Consider the following 16160-nt stretch of genomic DNA (forward strand, 5'->3'; position numbering starts at 1 on the left):
CAGGGGACGGTAAGCAGGGGACGGTAGGCAGGGCAGGGGAGACGGGGCACCGGAGACGGGGCACCGGAGACGGGCCGTCAGATGGCGGCCCGCATCTCGAACCACGTCGTCTTGCCGTGCGGCAGCAGGTCAACCCCCCAGCGGTCGGAGAGGGTGTCGACGAGGAAGAGGCCACGCCCGCTGGTGTCGAGTTCGTGCACCGGCAGGAGACACGGCAGGCCGCGGGAGGGGTCGCGCACCTCGACGCGGAGCCAGCCCCGGCGGCGCGACATGCGCAGGCCGAAGACGTGGGCACCGGTGTGGCGGACGGCGTTGCCGACGAGTTCGGAGACGAGCAGGACGGCGTCGTCCGCGACCGGGCCGGGCAGCGACCAGTGCGACTCCAGTACGGTGGCGGCCACCCGGCGCGCGCACCGGGCCGACTCGGGGCGGTTGGGAAGGCGCACCTCGGAGACCGTGGGGTCACCGACGAGGTCGAGGACGCCGCTGCCGATTCTGTCGCCTCTCGGCTCTTCCGGGACTTCTGGCACCCGCTCGGTCACGCCCGCCACTTCTCCCTGTCCCGCCATGGCAACCATCATGGCGGGAGCCGGGCCGTCGCGGGGCGGTTCAATCAGATCCCGAACGGCGGAACAGATTCCTCCGCCGGGGTGCGCGGACGTGCCCACAGCAGCGCGTGCTCCGGGTCGGACCCCCGGCCACCAGGCACGATATCCGGGCCGGGAGGCCGGCACGGAGCAGGAGGGGCGGGACGTCCCCAGAACCCTGCCCATTCCCCCGCGATTCCCCCACAAGGTGGAGCGCACGCGCGAAGGGCCGCGCGCCACCCCCGGCCACCCCACCTCTGGGGAACCTCAAACGCGGGCCCCGGCCCCGCCGTTCAGCGGAACCTCGCCTTGCCCGGGCCTTCCTCGACGAAGCTGCGCATCCCCGTCGTACGGTCCTCGGTGGCGAACAGCCCGGCGAACCAGTTGCGTTCGACGGCCAGCCCGGAGTCGATGTCCGTCTCCAGACCCACGTCGACGGACTCCTTGGCGGCGCGCAGCGCGATCGCAGGTCCCGCCGCCAGCCGCGCGGCCCACGCCACGGCCTGCTCGTAGACCTCCGCGTCGGGCACCACCCGGTCCACCAGGCCCATCTCCAAAGCATCCTGCGCCTTGACCTGGCGTCCGGTGAAGATGAGGTCCTTCGCCCTGGACGGGCCCACCAGACGGGAGAGGCGCTGCGTGCCGCCCGCACCCGGGATCAGGCCCAGCAGGATCTCCGGCTGCCCCAGCTTCGCCCCCTCACCCGCGATCCGGATGTCGGCGCACAGCGCCAACTCGCAGCCGCCGCCCAGTGCGTACCCGGTGACGGCTGCCACGACGGGCTTGGGGATGCGCGCCACGGCGGTGAAGGAGTCCTGCAGCGCCTTGGACCGCTTGACCATGTCCGCGTGCTCCATGGCCTGCATCTCCTTGATGTCCGCGCCGGCCGCGAAGACCTTCTCGCCGCCGTAGATCACGACGGCGCGTACGTCGTCGCGTACGGACGCCTCCTGGGCGAGCTCTTGCAGACGGTCCTGGGTGGCCATGTCCAGGGCGTTCATGGGGGGACGGTCCAGACGCAGTGTGCCGACACCCTCGGCGACTTCGAGATTCACAGTCATGGGGGAAGGTTAACGGCCGTTACGGGAGCGGCCCCCGGTGCTGTTGCTCACAGCGCCGGGGGCCGGGGAGGGCAGGTCCGCGTGTCAGTCCTGCTCCGCCGTCCACTCGTCCCAGTCCATGTTCCAGCCGTTGAGGCCGTTGTCGGGCTGGATGGTCTTGTCCTTGGAGTTCTTGATCTCCACGACGTCGCCGATGATCGACTCGTTGAAGAACCAGGCGCCGTGCGTGTTCTTGTCGCCCCCGCCCTTCTTGTCGAACAGCCCGACGCAGCCGTGGCTTGCGTTGACCTGTCCGAACTGGGACTGCGCCAGCCAGTAGTTGCCGTGGATGAAGGTGCCCGACGTGGACAGCCGCATGGCGTGCGGCACGTCCTTGATGTCGTAGCCGCCGGACTCCTCCTTGCGTCCGAAGCCCACCGTCCGGCCGTCCATCCGGGTCACCGTGTGCCGCTCGCTGATGACCATGCGGCCGTTGTACGTGGGGTTCTCCGGGCTGCCCGAGCTGATGGGGACCGTCTTGAGCTTCTTCCCGTCCCGGGTGACCGTCATCTTCTTCGTCTTCGCGTCCACGACGCTGACCTGGCTGCGGCCCACGGAGAAGTTCACGGACTTGTCCTGGGTGCCGTAGACGCCGTCGGCGCCCTCCACCCCGTCGAGGTTCAGGTCGAGTTCGACGTCGGTGCCCGCCTCCCAGTACTCCTCGGGGCGGAAGTCGAGGCGGCTGTCGCCGAACCAGTGCCCCTCGACCTCGACCTCGGGGTCGGCGCTGACGGAGATCGCCTTCTCCACGGCCTTCCGGTCCTTGACGGGACGGTCGAAGTTGACCGAGACGGGCATCCCGACGCCCACCTTGTCGCCGTCCTCGGGTGTGAAGCGGCCGATGAAGGTGCTCTCCGGCTTGAGGGTGGTGAAGCGCGCGCGCTCGGTGGCCTCGCGTCCCTCGGAGTCCTCCGCCCTTGCCTCGACGGAGTACTCGGTGTCCGTGGCCAGGTGGGCGGCCGGCTGCCAGCCCTTGCCGTTCTCGGCGATGCTGCCGTCGACCTCGTTGCCGTCGGCGTCCTCGACCTTGACGTCCACGAGCTTGCCCCGCGCCGCGGTCACCTTCAGCGCGCCGTTCGTCCCGACCCCGTCCGCGCCGTTCTTGGGGGCCACCCGGACGAGCGCCCGCGAGGGGCCCTTGTCACTCTCGTCCTTGCCCTTCCCCTCGTCCCCGCTTCCGCCGCTCGCGCCCCCGCAGGTGGTGAGCGTCAGCAGCAGGACCAGGCCGAGCACGATGAGACCTATGGCGGACCCGCCTATGGCCTGGGCCCGGCTGTCCCCACGTATCGCCTCGGGGCTGAGCTTCTCCCTGGCTCCCTTTGCGACGGCCTTCAGATCCACAGCGGGCTTCTCCCCTCGCACGGCTGATCGCGCACCAGCGTGCGCCCCCGAAGCGATTTCACGACTATCCGTCGCTAGATAATCACACCGTCAGGGGGAGGGGAGCCCTGCGAACGTCACCGTTCCGTCGCGATTTCCCACGGGGGAACGGGCGGAGACGGCCGTGTGTCTCAGTCCAGCGCGGACCCGGCCGTCCAGTCCTTCCAGGCCATGTTCCAGCCGCCGAGCCCGTTGCCGGGAGCGACCGTGCGCTCGCCCGAGTTCTTGACGGTGACGACGTCCCCGATCAGTGAACTCCGGTAGAAGGCACCCGCGTGACCCTGCGGATCGCCGCCCTTCCGGTCACGCAGCCCGATGCATCCGTGGCTGACGTTCTCCTTGCCGAAAGTGGACCTGGGCGCCCAGTAGTTGCCGTGCAGGAAGGTGCCGCTGTCGGTCAGGCGCATCGCGTGCGGCACGTCCGCGATGTCGTACTCGCCGCCGAAGCCGACGGTACTGGCGTCCATCCTGGTCTCTTCGAACTTCTCGCTGACGACCATGTGGCCCTCGTACGTACGGTTCTCCGCCGAGCCCGCCGTGACGGGCACCCGGCTGACGACCTCGCCGCCCCGCCGCACCGTCATCGTGTGATTCCGCGCGTCCACCTCGGAGCGCTGATCGCGGCCGACGGTGAAGTGGACGCGCTTGCGCTGCACCCCGTACACGTGCGGCGCGCCCTGCACTCCGCGCAGCCGCAGATCCAGGGTGACGCGGGTGCCCGGCCTCCAGTACTCCTCGGGACGGAAGTCGAGCCGCGAGGAGCCGAACCAGTGCGGTGCCACCCGCGCCGAGGGGTCGGCGCTGACGCGGATCGCCCGCTCCACGGCGGCCCGGTCCTCGATCGGACGGTTGAACCTGATCGAGACGATCATCCCCGTGCCGACGGTCTGCCGGTGCTCGGGCGTGAAGAACCCGATGAAGCGGCGGGGCTGCGCCTTGGTGGTGAAGCTGGTGTTGCGGGCGGCGCGCCGGCCCGCGCTGTCCCGCGCGACCGCGTCCACCGTGTACCTGCTGCCCAGCTTGAGCACCTTGCCGGAGCCGGCGGGCTGCCACGTACGCCCGTCGGAGGAGACACGCCCCTCCACTTCGCGCTCCGGGCCCCGGCCCTTGCGGGTCACCCGCACGCGTTCGAGCTTGCCGTCCGCAACCGACACCCGTACAGGCGCGTCCGCCTCGACGTGCTCGGCGCCGTTCCCGGGCGCCACCTCGATGACCAGTGGAGGTGACTGCGTCTCGACGATCACACCGCAGCCCGCCAGGAGAAGGGCCAGCGCGCACAGCACACCGAGTACGCGCGTGCGAGCCGCGCTCCTCCACAGCCAAGCTGTCCGGCCCGGCCGCACCGCCCGTTCCATGTCCGCACTCCCCGTGGCTCGCCGTACGGGGACCAACGACCCGCCGCCGTATGGGAAACGAACGTTTCACGCATTCGCGCGACATGTCCCCTCCGGGAAGCATCGCCCCGCAGCAGGCGCCATGCGAGCACCGACCCGGCGTCGGCCGGGAAAAAAGAGGATGAGGACGGCGGCGGCCGCCCGTATCGTCGCCACGGTGACTGCCAGCGTGGGGACGAGCGGTGGGGTGGGCGGCGGCGCCGGGGGGAGTTTCGGGGACGGCGCGGAAAGCGTGAGGGCCGCCGAGGACAGCGGCGCCGGCGGGGAAAGCGCAGCCGGCAGGGACGGCAGACGCTCGACGGTGCGCTCCCTGCTGCGTCTGTGGCCGTATGTGCGGCCGGTGCGGGCGCGGTTCCTCTCCGCCGCTTTCGTGGCCGTCCTCGCCTCCTGCACCGGGCTGGTGATCCCGCTCGTACTGAAGTGGACCGTGGACGGCCCCGTGGCGGACCGTGACACCTCGGGCGTGTGGCTGGGCGGGGCGCTGCTGCTGGGCGTCGGAGTGCTGGAGGCAGGGCTCTTCGGGCTGCGGCGGTGGCTGGTCGCGCGCCCGCTCGCGGGTGTCGAGGCGGCGCTCCGGGCGGACGTCTACCGGCATCTGCAGCGGCTTCCGGTCTCCTTCCACGACCGCTGGCCGAGCGGGCAGCTGCTCTCGCGTGCGACGACGGATCTGCAGCTGCTGCGCATGTTCCTCGCCTTCGGCGCGACCTTCCTGCTGGTCAACGGGGTGACGATCGTCGTCGGCTGCGTCATCCTGCTCGCCCAGCGGTGGACGCTGGGACTGGTCATCCTGGGGCCGGTCGTCCCGCTGGTGTGGCTGTGCGCGGTCTTCGAGAAGCGGTACGCGCTCGCGGCCCGCAAGGCACAGGACCAGATCGGCGACCTGGTCACGGTGATCGAGGAGGCCGTGCTGGGCATCCGCATCATCAAGGGGTTCGGACGGCACCGCTCCCAGGCGCGGGCGTTCCGTGCGCTCTCGGAACGGCTGCTGGGCACGGAGCTGCGCAAGGCCCGGCTGCTTGCGGGGATCTGGGCCCTCATCACGGCGCTGCCCGAGGTCGCGATCGGGGCGGCGCTGGTGCTGGGCACGCTCCAGGTGGCCGGCGGTGAACTGTCGGCGGGCACCCTTGTCGCGTTCCTCTCCACGGCGCTGACGCTGCGCTGGCCCGTCGAGTCGATCGGCTTCCTGCTGGCGCTGAGCAACGAGTCTGCCACCGCCACCGACCGCTACTTCGAAGTGATGGACGAGCCGGTGCCGCCGGACGTACTGCGCCACGCGCACGAGGGCACCACCCCGGACGGGGACGGGGACGACGAAGGCGGCGGTTCCGGCTCGGGCGGGCTGCGCTTCGAGGGCGTGCGCTTCCGCTACCCCGACGCCGCCCCCGAGGACCCGCCCGTGCTGGACCGCGTCGACCTGCACGTCGGTCCCGGCGAGACGATGGCCCTCGTCGGCGCCACCGGCAGCGGCAAGACGACGCTCACCGCGCTCGTACCCCGGCTGTACGAGGCGACGGGCGGACGCATCACCCTGGACGGCGAGGACGTCGCCGCACTCAGCCGCGACGAGGTGCGCGCCCGCGTGGCCGTGGCGTTCGAGGAGCCGACGCTCTTCTCGGCGAGCGTGGCGGAGAACGTGCTGATGGGCGCGGACCGTTCGCCGTCCGCCGTACGCGACGTCCCCCTCCCCGGGGCGCGTTCTGAGGCGGACGCACAGGAGGCGGCGCGGCAGCGTCAGCTCGCTCGCGCCCTGCGCATCTCGCAGGCCGCCGGCTTCGTGGACGCGCTGCCGCACGGCCCGGACACGCAGGTCGGCGAGCAGGGGCTGAGCCTGTCCGGCGGGCAGCGGCAGCGCCTCGCGCTCGCCCGCGCCGTGGTCGGACAGCCCCGCTTCCTCGTGCTGGACGATCCGCTCTCAGCGCTGGACGTCCACACGGAGGCGGCGGTCGAGGCGGCACTGCGCGAGGTGCTGGCCACGACGACGGCGCTCGTCGTGGCGCACCGGCCCTCGACCGTACTGCTCGCGGACCGTGTGGCGCTCCTCTCCGGCGGACGCATCGCCGCCGTGGGGACGCACCGTGAACTGCTGCGCGGGAGCGCCGAGTACCGGCGTCTGATGTCCGGCGAGAGCGGGGGCGACGGGGAGAGCGGAGGCGGTGCGGGCGGCGGTGCCGGTGCCGGTGGTGGCGTCAGGGCCGCGGCCGGACCGGCGGACAGGCGTGAGGGGGAGGAGAGTTGACCGGCACCGTACGAGGGGCCAGGAGTAACAGGAGCAGCAGGAGTAAGGAGCACCGCGGCAACGACCGCGCGAGCCCTGGGACGGATCTGGGGAAGGACCCCGGCAAGGACCGTGGGAAGGACCCCGAGGACGATGCCGTCAGCGGCGGCGGGCACGAACCGCCCCGCTCCGGCGACCAGTTCGACGACGACGTCCTGCCCGCTCCGAAGCACGCCGCCCGCTCGCTGCTCGCGTCGCTGCTGCGGCCGCAGCGGCGCCGGGTCGTCGCCGCCGCCGTCCTGCTGCTGTTGCAGCAGGCCGCAGTACAGGCGGGCCCGCTGCTCGTCGCCTTCGCCATCGACCACGCCGTGCCCGCGCTGCGCCGCCACGGCGACCACGGCCCTCTGGTCGCCCTCGGGACTGCCGCTCTCCTCTGCGCGCTCGCCTCCGGACGTCTGCAGTACGGGTTCATCATCGCCGCGGCCCGCGTCAACCAGCGTGTGCTGCTGGAGCTGCGCGGGCGGATCTACCGGCACGCCCAGGCACTCGACCTCGACTTCCACGACCGCTACACCTCGGGCCGGCTGATCTCCCGCTCGACCAGCGACGTGGAGTCGCTGCGCGAACTGCTCGACGAGGGGCTCCAGGAGCTGCTGACCGTCCTGCTGTCCGTGGTCTACATCCTGGCGACACTGCTGTGGCTGGACCTCGGGCTCGGCGCGGCGGCGCTCGTCAGCTTCTTGCCGCTCGCACTACTCGTACAGAACTTCCGGCGGCGCTCGATGCGCGTCTTCCGCGGCAAGTCCACGGCGATCGCCGCGGTCATCGTGAAGTTCGCGGAGACGGTGGGCGGCATCCGGCCGGTGCAGAGCTTCCGCCGCGAGCGAGCCAACGACGAGGCGTTCGCACGGCTCAACTCCCGGCACCAGCGGGCGAACGGTGACGCGCTGCTGGAGATGGCCCGCTACGTGGTCCTCTCGAGGCTGACCGCGAACACGGCGGTCGCGGCCATCGTGCTGTGGGGCGCCCACCGGGTCGCCGGGCAGGAGCTCGCGCTCGGTGTGCTCGCCGCGGCCGCGCTGTATCTGCGCCGGCTCTACGACCCGATCGACCGGCTGGGGATGTTCCTCAACTCCTATCAGTCGGCGGCGGCTTCGCTGGAGAAGATCGCGGGGCTGCTGGCCCAGCGCCCGTCCGTGCCGGAGCCGCTCGCACCGCTCGGGCTGCCCTCCCCACGGGACCACGGCCCGGTGGGCGCCGGGGGCGCCGGGGGCGGGGCGCGCGGCCGGGAGGTCGTCTTCGAGGGGGTCGCCTTCGGCTACCGCACCGGCGGCGAGGTGCTGCCGGGCTTCGACCTGACGCTGCACGCCGGGCAGACCGTCGCCGTCGTCGGTGCCACCGGCGCGGGCAAGTCCACGCTCGCGAAGCTGCTCGCCCGCTTCTACGACCCGACGTCCGGGCGGATTCTTCTCGACGGCGTGGATCTGCGGGACCTGGACAGCGCCGCGCTGCGGCGCGGCGTCGTCATGGTCACCCAGGAGGCGTTCCTCTTCTCCGGCACGGTGGCCGAGAACATCGCCATCGGCCGCCCGGACGCCACGCGCGCCGAGATCGAGGGCGCCGCGAAGGCCCTGGGCGCCCACGACTTCATCGTCTCGCTGCCGGACGGGTACGACACGGACGTACGCAAGCGCGGCGGCCGTATCTCCGCGGGCCAGCGGCAGTTGGTGGCCTTCGCCCGCGCGCTGCTGGCGGACCCGGCGGTGCTGATCCTGGACGAGGCGACCTCCTCGCTGGACGTCCCGGGTGAACGGGCCGTCCAGCAGGCGATGCTGACGGTGCTGCGGGGCCGTACGGCGGTGGTCATCGCCCACCGCCTCTCGACCGTGGAGACGGCGGATAGGGTGCTCGTCATGGAGGACGGGCGGGTGGTGGAGGACGGCTCACCCGCCCGACTCACGGCTGGGAGCGGCCGGTTCGCGGGGCTGCACCAGGCGTGGCGGGACTCCCTCGTGCGGGGGCTGCCCGGTGCGGACGCGAGCGGTCCGGGCAGTTCGGGTCCGAACTGACCAGGGAGGACGACAACTACCGGCGCGCGGACGTTCGTTATACGGCGAAGAGGTTTGTGACAACGGACAGAATCTGGTCAACCTGTGAACACCGTATGCCTGAAACCGTGACATGCACACGTACTCGATGGCAGGCTGACGGAGTTACTCGTGCGTTCGCCCGAGAACATGTTCGCTTTCCGTTCCACGGTTCTGCTCGGACGACAGCTGTCGGCTGCCGCCCGATCCCCCACGGCAGAAGGAGCCACCGCGTGAGATCCATCAGCAGGAAGCAGCGCATATCCGCCCTCGCCGCCACCGCCGCGCTCGTCGTGGCAGGCGTGACCTCCGGCGCGGCAGCGGCCGGCCCCGGCCCGGACGACTCCGGCGTCAGGGCGGGCGCGATGGCCGCCGAACTGACGGCGGCCCAGAAGACCTCCCTCATCAAGAAGGCGGACTCCCCCAAGGCCAAGGCCGCCGACGCCAAGGCGCTCGGCCTGGGCGCCGAGGAGGAGCTGCAGGTCAAGGACGTCGTCAAGAACAAGGACGGCGCCACCCACGTCCGTTACGAGCGCACCTACGACGGAATGCCCGTGCTCGGCGGCGACATGGTGGTGCACAAGACGAAGTCCGGCAAGCACACCGGCGTCACCAAGTCCACGAAGGCCGAGATCGCCGTGGACACCGAGGGCGTCAGCGCCGCCGCCAAGCCGGCCACCCCGAAGGCCAAGGGCAGCGAGGCGCCCCGCAAGGTCGTCTTCGCGCTGACCGGCAAGCCCGTGCTGGCCTGGGAGACCGTCGAGGGCGGCACCCAGAAGTCGGGCGCGCCGAACAGGATGCACGTCTTCACGGACGCCGAGTCCGGCAAGAAGATCTTCGAGTACCAGGCCATCCAGGAAGGCACCGGCTCCAGCCAGTACAGCGGCGAGGTCGAGCTGTCCACCTCGGGCTCGGAGGGTGCCTTCACCCTCACCGACGAGACCCGCGGCGGCAGCAAGACCACCAACCTGGAAGGCGGCTCCAGCGGCGACGGAGCGGAATTCACCGACGAGGACGACAAGTGGGGCACGGGCAAGCCCGACGACCCGCAGACCGCCGCCGTCGACGCCCACTACGGCGCCTCCACGACGTGGGACTTCTTCAAGGACAACTTCGGCCGCGAGGGCATCGCCGGTGACGGCAAGGGTGCCCCCAGCCGCGTCCACTACGGCGACAACTACGTCAACGCCTTCTGGGACGACAGCTGCTTCTGCATGACCTACGGCGACGGCGAGGGCAACCAGAAGCCGCTCACCTCGCTCGACGTCGCCGCCCACGAGATGTCGCACGGCGTCACCTCCACCACCGCCGGGCTGGTCTACGCGGGCGAGTCGGGCGGCCTCAACGAGGCCACCTCGGACATCTTCGCGGCGGCCACGGAGTTCCACGCCAACAGCCCCGGGGACGTCGCGGACTACTTCGTCGGCGAGAAGATCGACATCAACGGCGACGGCACCCCGCTGCGCTACATGGACGAGCCGAGCAAGGACGGCAACTCGCTCGACTTCTGGGACGAGAACGCCGGCGGCGTCGACGTGCACTACTCGTCCGGCATCGCCAACCACTTCTTCTTCCTGCTGTCCGTCGGCAGCGGCCAGCAGGAGGTGAACGGCGTCGAGTACGACTCGCCGACCGCCGACGGCTCCACCGTCGAGGGCATCGGCATCGAGAAGTCCCAGGCGATCTGGTTCAAGGCGCTGACCGAGAACATGACCGCCAACACGGACTACGCGGCTGCCCGCGAGGCGACGGTCAAGGCGGCCAACGACCTCTACGGCGCCGACAGCGCCGAGACCAAGACCGTCGAGGCCGCCTGGACGGCCGTAGCGGTCAAGTGACCCCGGTGGGGCGGCAGTCGGCACCGCGGGCGCGGGCCGCGCTTCTGCCGCCCCCCTGAGGGACGGTCGAACGCCGACAGGGCGGGCGGTCCGCGCGATCCGGCGCGGAGCGTCCGCCCTGTCGCCGCGTGCGGCTGAGCGCACGCGGCACCCGCGACACGAGGCAGAGGTACCGGCCGGCCTTCACGGGCCGCGGGCCACCCGCACACCGCCCGTCTGCCCGTTCCCTGACCCTCCGGCACATCCCTCACCTCTCCGGCACATCCGGCGCATCGCCCTCCCCGGCACTGCAACTGGTGAATGCCTGTGCTCCGGCCCTCGACCCGTCCGCCATCTGCTCCTAAGCTGCTGGCTCCCCGAGTCAGCAGGGGAACGACCATTCGGAAGACCCTTCGCACGCCCTCCGTGACCGCTGAGAACAGGCCGGCGGCGTGCCGGAAGACGGAAGCGGAAGCGAGGTGAGCGGCGAGCAGCGGTGCGGGCCCTCCGGGCCCAGGGCACGCTCGCTCCCGTCGGGGTGAAGCGTGGCGGCGCACGACAGCGACGGGTGAACTGACCAGCTCCCTCACGCCTGCGTCCTGGAACCGTGCTCCGGTCACGGCATCCAGCCCTCGCAACGCGAAGTGGTCACGATCATCGGACGGAAGACGGAAGGTTGCGTCGTGACGGCGTATCAGAACGCCCCCAGTGCGGGCAGCGCCCCGCCACCCGGATGCCCCGCGCACTCCGGGAACGCCGTGCCGCTGTGGGGCCCGCGGTTCGAGACCGCGCCCACCGAGCTGTACCGGGAGATGCGCCGTGACCACGGCCCGGTCGTACCGGTGCTGCTCGTCGGCGAGGTGCCGGCCTGGCTCGTCATCGGCTACCAGGAGATGTACCAGGTCACCAACGACTCGGCGTGCTTCCCCCGCGACTCCGGTCTGTGGAACCAGTGGGATTCGCTGCCCGAGGACTGGCCGCTGCGGCCGATGATCGGCCAGCGCCAGCCCTCCATCTACTACACCGTGGGTGAGGAGCACCAGCGCCATCTGTCGATGGTGCAGAGCGCGCTGGGAATGATCAGTCCGCTCGAACTCAGCCGGCACTGCGAGGAGTTGGCCGACCGGCTGCTCGACTCCTTCTGTGCGCGCGGCGAGGCGGACATCATCGCCGACTACGCCAAGCCACTGCCCATCCTCGTGCTCGCACGCATCCTCGGCCTCGCCGACGAGGAGACGCCCGCACTCAGCAAGGCCATGAGCGACATGGCCGACGGCGGCCCCGACGCCCTGGAGGGCTACGGACAGTTCGCCGGCATGATGCACCAGCTGGTCGCCACCAAGCGGGCCGTGCCGGGCCCGGACGTCACCTCCTGGATGATGGCCCATCCGGAACCGTTCAGCGACGAGGAGTACGCGCTGGACCTGATGGCCATCACGGCCGCGGGCCACCTGCCCACCTCGGACTGGATCGGCACCTCCGTACGTCTCATGCTGACGGACGACCGCTTCGCCGCGTCCCTCACCGGCGGCCGGCGCAGCGTCCCCGAGGCGATGAACGAGGTGCTCTGGGAGGAGACGCCGACCCAGATCCTCGCGGGCCGCTGGGCCGCGTGGGACACCTGGCTCGGCGGCCAGCGCATCCGCCGCGGCGACATGCTGCTCCTCGGCCTCGCCGGCGCCAACGCCGACCCGAAGGTCCACATCACCTCCGAGGGCGCCGACACCGGGCTGCGGGGCGGCAACAGCGCCCACTTCGCCTTCAGCCACGGCGAGTTCCAGTGCCCCTTCCAGGCGCAGGAGATAGCCGAGACGATCGTCAGGGTCGGCATCGAGGTGCTCCTCGACAGGCTGCCGGAGATCGACCTGTCCGTCCCGGCCGAAGCACTCACCCGGCGGCCCTCCGCCATCCAGCAGGGCGTGACGGACCTGCCCGTCCAGTTCACTCCGACACCTCCCCTCAAAGGCACGCCATGAGCCTCCCCGCCTCCCGTTCGTCCGCGTCCGACTCACCCGCGCACCACGAGCAGGCGCCCGCCGCCGGCGGTCCCGCCGGGCAGTGCCCGATCGTGCTCGACCCGATGGTGCGCAACCTGGACGAGGAGACCCGCCGCCTGCGCGACGCGGGCACGCTCACGAAGATCGAGCTGCTGGGGGTGCCCGCGTGGTCCGTCACCCGGCACGCCGCGGCCCGGCGGCTGCTGACGGACCAGCGGCTGGTGAAGGACATCAACCGGTGGACGCTGTGGCGTACGGGAGAGGTCACCGACGCCTGGCCGCTGATCGGCATGATCGACGCGGGCCGTTCGATGTTCACCGTCGACGGCGCGGAGCACCGGAGGCTGCGTACGAAGACGGCGCAGGCCATCACGCCGCGCAGGCTGGAGAACCTCCGCCCGGTGGTCGAGAGCATCACGGGGCGGCTGCTGGAGGACCTGGCAGGCCAGGGCGCGCGCGGCCCCGTGGATCTCAAGTCCGTCTTCGCGCTGCCCCTGCCCATGTCGGTGATCAGTGTCCTGATGGGTGTGGACCCGGCTCTGCATCCGAAGCTGCACACGCTCTACAAGGCGTTCTTCTCGATGCTGACGCCGCAGGACGAACGGCTGGCGGTGATCCGGGAACTCGACGTCATCTTCACCGAGATGGTCCGCGCGCGCACCGCGGAGCCCGCCGACGACCTCACCAGTGCGCTGATCCTCGCGGACGAGGGCGGCGAACCCCTCACCGAGGAAGAGGTCGTCGGCAACCTCAAGGCGATCGTCGCCGCCGGTCACGAGACCACGATCGGGCTGATCCTCAACGCCGTACGCGCGCTGCTCACCCACCCCGGCCAGCTGCGCGCGGTACTCGACGGCGAGGTCGGCTGGGACGCGGTGATCGAGGAGACCCTGCGCTGGGACACCCCCTCGACGCATCTGCTGATGCGTTTCGCCACCGAGGACATCGAGGTGGACGGCCAGATCGTGCGCGAGGGCGACGGCGTCGTCGTCTCCTACCGCGCGATCGGCCGGGACCGCGACCAACACGGCCCGGACGCCGACGATTTCGACGTCCGCAGGCCGGTGCCGATCCGGCACATGTCCTTCGGCCACGGGCCGCACATCTGCCCCGGGGCAGCACTTTCACGGATGGAGGCGGGCATCGCCCTGCCGGCGCTCTTCGAACGCTTCCCCGACCTGCGGCTGGCAGTTCCCGTCGAGGAGATCCTCAACCAGCCGGTGCTCACACAGAACGACCTGCAGTCCTTCCCCGTCCAACTGCACGGCGCCTGAGCCGCACTGCCCCTCCCCCGGCCCGTCCGGCCTCCTTCCACGGGACGCCGGGCCGGGGCGGACGAGCGCCCCGGCGGCGGCCCGCTGCCGCCCGCCGTGCACGCCCCCGGCCGGGTGACGCGCGCACAAGGCCCATGTCCGGGACGGGGAGCGGCAGGAGGAGCAGATAGAACAGGCGGAAGTCCGCGGAGTGCGCAAAATCCGCGAACCGCCCTGTTCCTCCCGCACTGCACAGGTGAAGACATGATCGGTCGCATTCCCGTCCTCGACGTCCAGCCCCTCCTCGACTGCGGGCGCCACCCGGCCAAGGCCGTGCCGGGCGAGACGTTCCAGGTCTCGGCAACCGTCTTCCGCGAGGGGCCCGACGCACTCGGCGCCAACGTCGTACTCCGCGACCCCACCGGCCGCTGCGGCCCCTGGACGCCCATGCGTGAAGTGGAGCCCGGCACGGACCGCTGGGCGGCGGAGATCACCCCGGACAGCGAGGGCAGATGGACCTACGCCGTCGAGGCGTGGGCGGACCCCCTCACCACCTGGCGGCGCGAGGCGAGAAGCAAGATCCCCGCGGGTACCGACACCGAAGTCACGCTGGAGGAAGGAGCGGTCCTGCACGAGCGGGCCGCGGCGCAGGTGCCCCGCAGCGGCGGCCGCGAGACCCTGCTGGAGGTGGCGGGGACACTGCGCGCGCGGCACCACACCGTCGCCACGCGCCTGTCCGCGGCGCTGGCGCCCCGCGTGCTGTCGGTACTGGAGAGCCACCCGCTGCGGGAACTGGTCACGGCGACGCGGCCGATGCCGCTGCAAGTGGAGCGCGAGCGGGCCCGGTTCAGCTCCTGGTACGGACTCTTCCCGCGCTCCGAGGGCGCCGTGCTCGAAGAGGGCGAGCCGCCGGTCTCCGGTACGTTGCGCACCGCCGCCCGACGGCTGGAGGCCGTGGGCGGGATGGGCTTCGACGTCGTCTCGCTCCCGCCCGTGCACCCCATCGGCGACACCGCGCGCAGGGGCGCCAACAGCGCGCTCTCCGCCGCCGCCCACGACGTCGGATCTCCCTGGGCGATCGGCTCCGCCGCCGGCGGTCACGAAGCGCTCCACCCCGACCTGGGGACCCTGGAGGACTTCGCCCACTTCGTGGAACGCGCACGCTCGTTGGGGATGGAGGTGGCACTCGACTTCGCACTGCAGTGCTCTCCCGACCACCCCTGGACCAAGGAACACCCCGAGTGGTTCCCGAACAGCCGGAACGGCACCCTCGGCGGTGCCGGCGACCCGCTGTCCGCGCAGCGGGAGGTCCTCCCCGTCGTCCTCGACCAGGACCCCGCGGCCTACGGCGAGCTGGTGCGGGAGACGGTGCGCGTGCTGCGCCTGTGGATGTCGCGCGGGGTGCGCATCTTCCGCGTCAACCATCCGCACACCACCCCCGTGGTGTTCTGGGAGAAGGTCATCGGCGACATCAACCGGTCCGACCCCGATGTCCTCTTCCTCGCCGAGGCGTTCACGCGTCCCGCGGTGACGCGCACCCTCGCCAAGGTCGGCTTCCAGCAGTCCTGCACCCACCTCACCCGGCACGGCACCAAGCGGGAGCTGACGGACCATCTGCGGGAGCTGACCGGCGAGACGTCCGCCTATCTGCGGCCGAACTTCCTCGTCAACACCCCGGACGTCCTGCCCTCCTGCCTCCAGGACGGCGGCCGGGCGGCCTTCCGCACACGCGCGGTGCTGGCGGCGACCCTCTCACCCTCCTGGGGCATGCACGCGGGGTACGAACTGTGCGAGGCCACACCGCTCCGGGCGGGCGGCGAGGAATACCTGGACGCGGAGAAGTACCAGCTCCGCCCGCGCGACTGGGACGCCGCCGAACGTGCGGGCGCCTCCATCGCCCCGCTGGTGGCGGCGCTGAACGGCATCCGCCGCCGCCACCCCGCACTGCGGGAGCTGCGCCCGCTCACGTTCCACCACTGCGACAACGAGCAGATCATCGCCTTCTCCAAGCACTGCGACTTCCCGGGGCGGGACGGAGAGACCGACGCCGTCCTCGTGGTGGTCAGCCTCGACCCCCACAACCCCCAGGAAGGTGAGGTGTCGTTGGAGGAGGAGACCCTGAAGCTCTTCGGCTCCGCCGCAGGCGGGGACGGCGGGGACGGGACGTTCGCCGTGCTCGACGAACTCACCGGCCGCACACACAGGTGGGGACGGAACAACCCCGTACGGCTGTCGCCGGACGGTGAGGCACCGGCGGCGCACGTCTTCACCCTCCGGCCCGCCGGGGACGGTGGACAGGACGCGGACAGCGGTTCTTGACCGTCTCCGTC

Annotated in this window: 10 protein-coding genes; 6 read left to right on the plus strand and 4 right to left on the minus strand. The window is 71.4% G+C overall.

All coding sequences use genetic code 11. From position 1 onward, the window contains the following. Nucleotides 1-77: 77 nt before the first annotated feature. From H343_RS0125935 to H343_RS32920, 4 genes are all read right to left on the minus strand, one after another. The gene (locus H343_RS0125935) at nucleotides 78-551 is read right to left on the minus strand and encodes an ATP-binding protein (protein ID WP_028433505.1); all 474 of its coding nucleotides are present in this window, start codon (nucleotides 549-551) and stop codon (nucleotides 78-80) included. Nucleotides 552-880: 329 nt separating this feature from the next. Continuing rightward, nucleotides 881-1648, minus strand: a complete 768-nt coding sequence (locus H343_RS0125940) for an enoyl-CoA hydratase-related protein (RefSeq protein WP_028433506.1) — start codon at nucleotides 1646-1648, stop codon at nucleotides 881-883. A gap of 84 nt (nucleotides 1649-1732) precedes the next feature. Continuing rightward, nucleotides 1733-3028 carry an Ig-like domain-containing protein gene (locus H343_RS0125945; RefSeq protein ID WP_028433507.1) on the minus strand — a complete coding sequence of 432 codons (1296 nt, stop codon included), beginning with the start codon at nucleotides 3026-3028 and terminating at the stop codon, nucleotides 1733-1735. 170 nt (nucleotides 3029-3198) lie between these two features. Further along, nucleotides 3199-4422, minus strand: a complete 1224-nt coding sequence (locus tag H343_RS32920) for an Ig-like domain-containing protein (protein ID WP_037905135.1) — start codon at nucleotides 4420-4422, stop codon at nucleotides 3199-3201. 340 nt (nucleotides 4423-4762) lie between these two features. Between H343_RS32920 and H343_RS32925 the strand changes: the two genes are divergently transcribed. From H343_RS32925 to H343_RS0125980, 6 genes are all read left to right on the plus strand, one after another. After that, on the plus strand, nucleotides 4763-6697 hold the full coding sequence (locus tag H343_RS32925) for an ABC transporter ATP-binding protein (RefSeq protein ID WP_037905274.1): 1935 nt from the start codon (nucleotides 4763-4765) through the stop codon (nucleotides 6695-6697). A gap of 86 nt (nucleotides 6698-6783) precedes the next feature. Then, nucleotides 6784-8745 (plus strand): ABC transporter ATP-binding protein, encoded by a 1962-nt coding sequence (locus H343_RS32930; RefSeq protein ID WP_051266089.1) that lies wholly within the window; start codon nucleotides 6784-6786, stop codon nucleotides 8743-8745. A gap of 251 nt (nucleotides 8746-8996) precedes the next feature. Next, nucleotides 8997-10601, plus strand: a complete 1605-nt coding sequence (locus H343_RS0125965; protein WP_028433508.1) for a M4 family metallopeptidase — start codon at nucleotides 8997-8999, stop codon at nucleotides 10599-10601. Between the two features lie 662 nt (nucleotides 10602-11263). Continuing rightward, entirely contained in the window at nucleotides 11264-12556 is a 1293-nt protein-coding gene (locus tag H343_RS0125970) for a cytochrome P450 (RefSeq protein ID WP_028433509.1), read from the plus strand. A 104-nt stretch (nucleotides 12557-12660) separates the two neighbouring features. Further along, nucleotides 12661-13851 (plus strand): cytochrome P450, encoded by a 1191-nt coding sequence (locus tag H343_RS0125975; protein WP_037905277.1) that lies wholly within the window; start codon nucleotides 12661-12663, stop codon nucleotides 13849-13851. 243 nt (nucleotides 13852-14094) lie between these two features. Beyond that, nucleotides 14095-16149 (plus strand): maltotransferase domain-containing protein, encoded by a 2055-nt coding sequence (locus H343_RS0125980; protein WP_028433511.1) that lies wholly within the window; start codon nucleotides 14095-14097, stop codon nucleotides 16147-16149. Nucleotides 16150-16160 lie beyond the last annotated feature (11 nt).

This window comes from Streptomyces sp. TAA204, from assembly GCF_000424965.1.

Excerpts from the sequence above, each read along its gene's own strand:
- H343_RS0125940 (WP_028433506.1), bottom strand. The coding sequence starts at position 1,648 with ATGACTGTGAATCTCGAAGTCGCCGAGGGTGTCGGCACACTGCGTCTG.
- H343_RS32920 (WP_037905135.1), bottom strand. The coding sequence starts at position 4,422 with ATGGAACGGGCGGTGCGGCCGGGCCGGACAGCTTGGCTGTGGAGGAGC.
- H343_RS0125980 (WP_028433511.1), top strand. The coding sequence starts at position 14,095 with ATGATCGGTCGCATTCCCGTCCTCGACGTCCAGCCCCTCCTCGACTGC.
- H343_RS0125975 (WP_037905277.1), top strand. The coding sequence starts at position 12,661 with ATGGTGCGCAACCTGGACGAGGAGACCCGCCGCCTGCGCGACGCGGGC.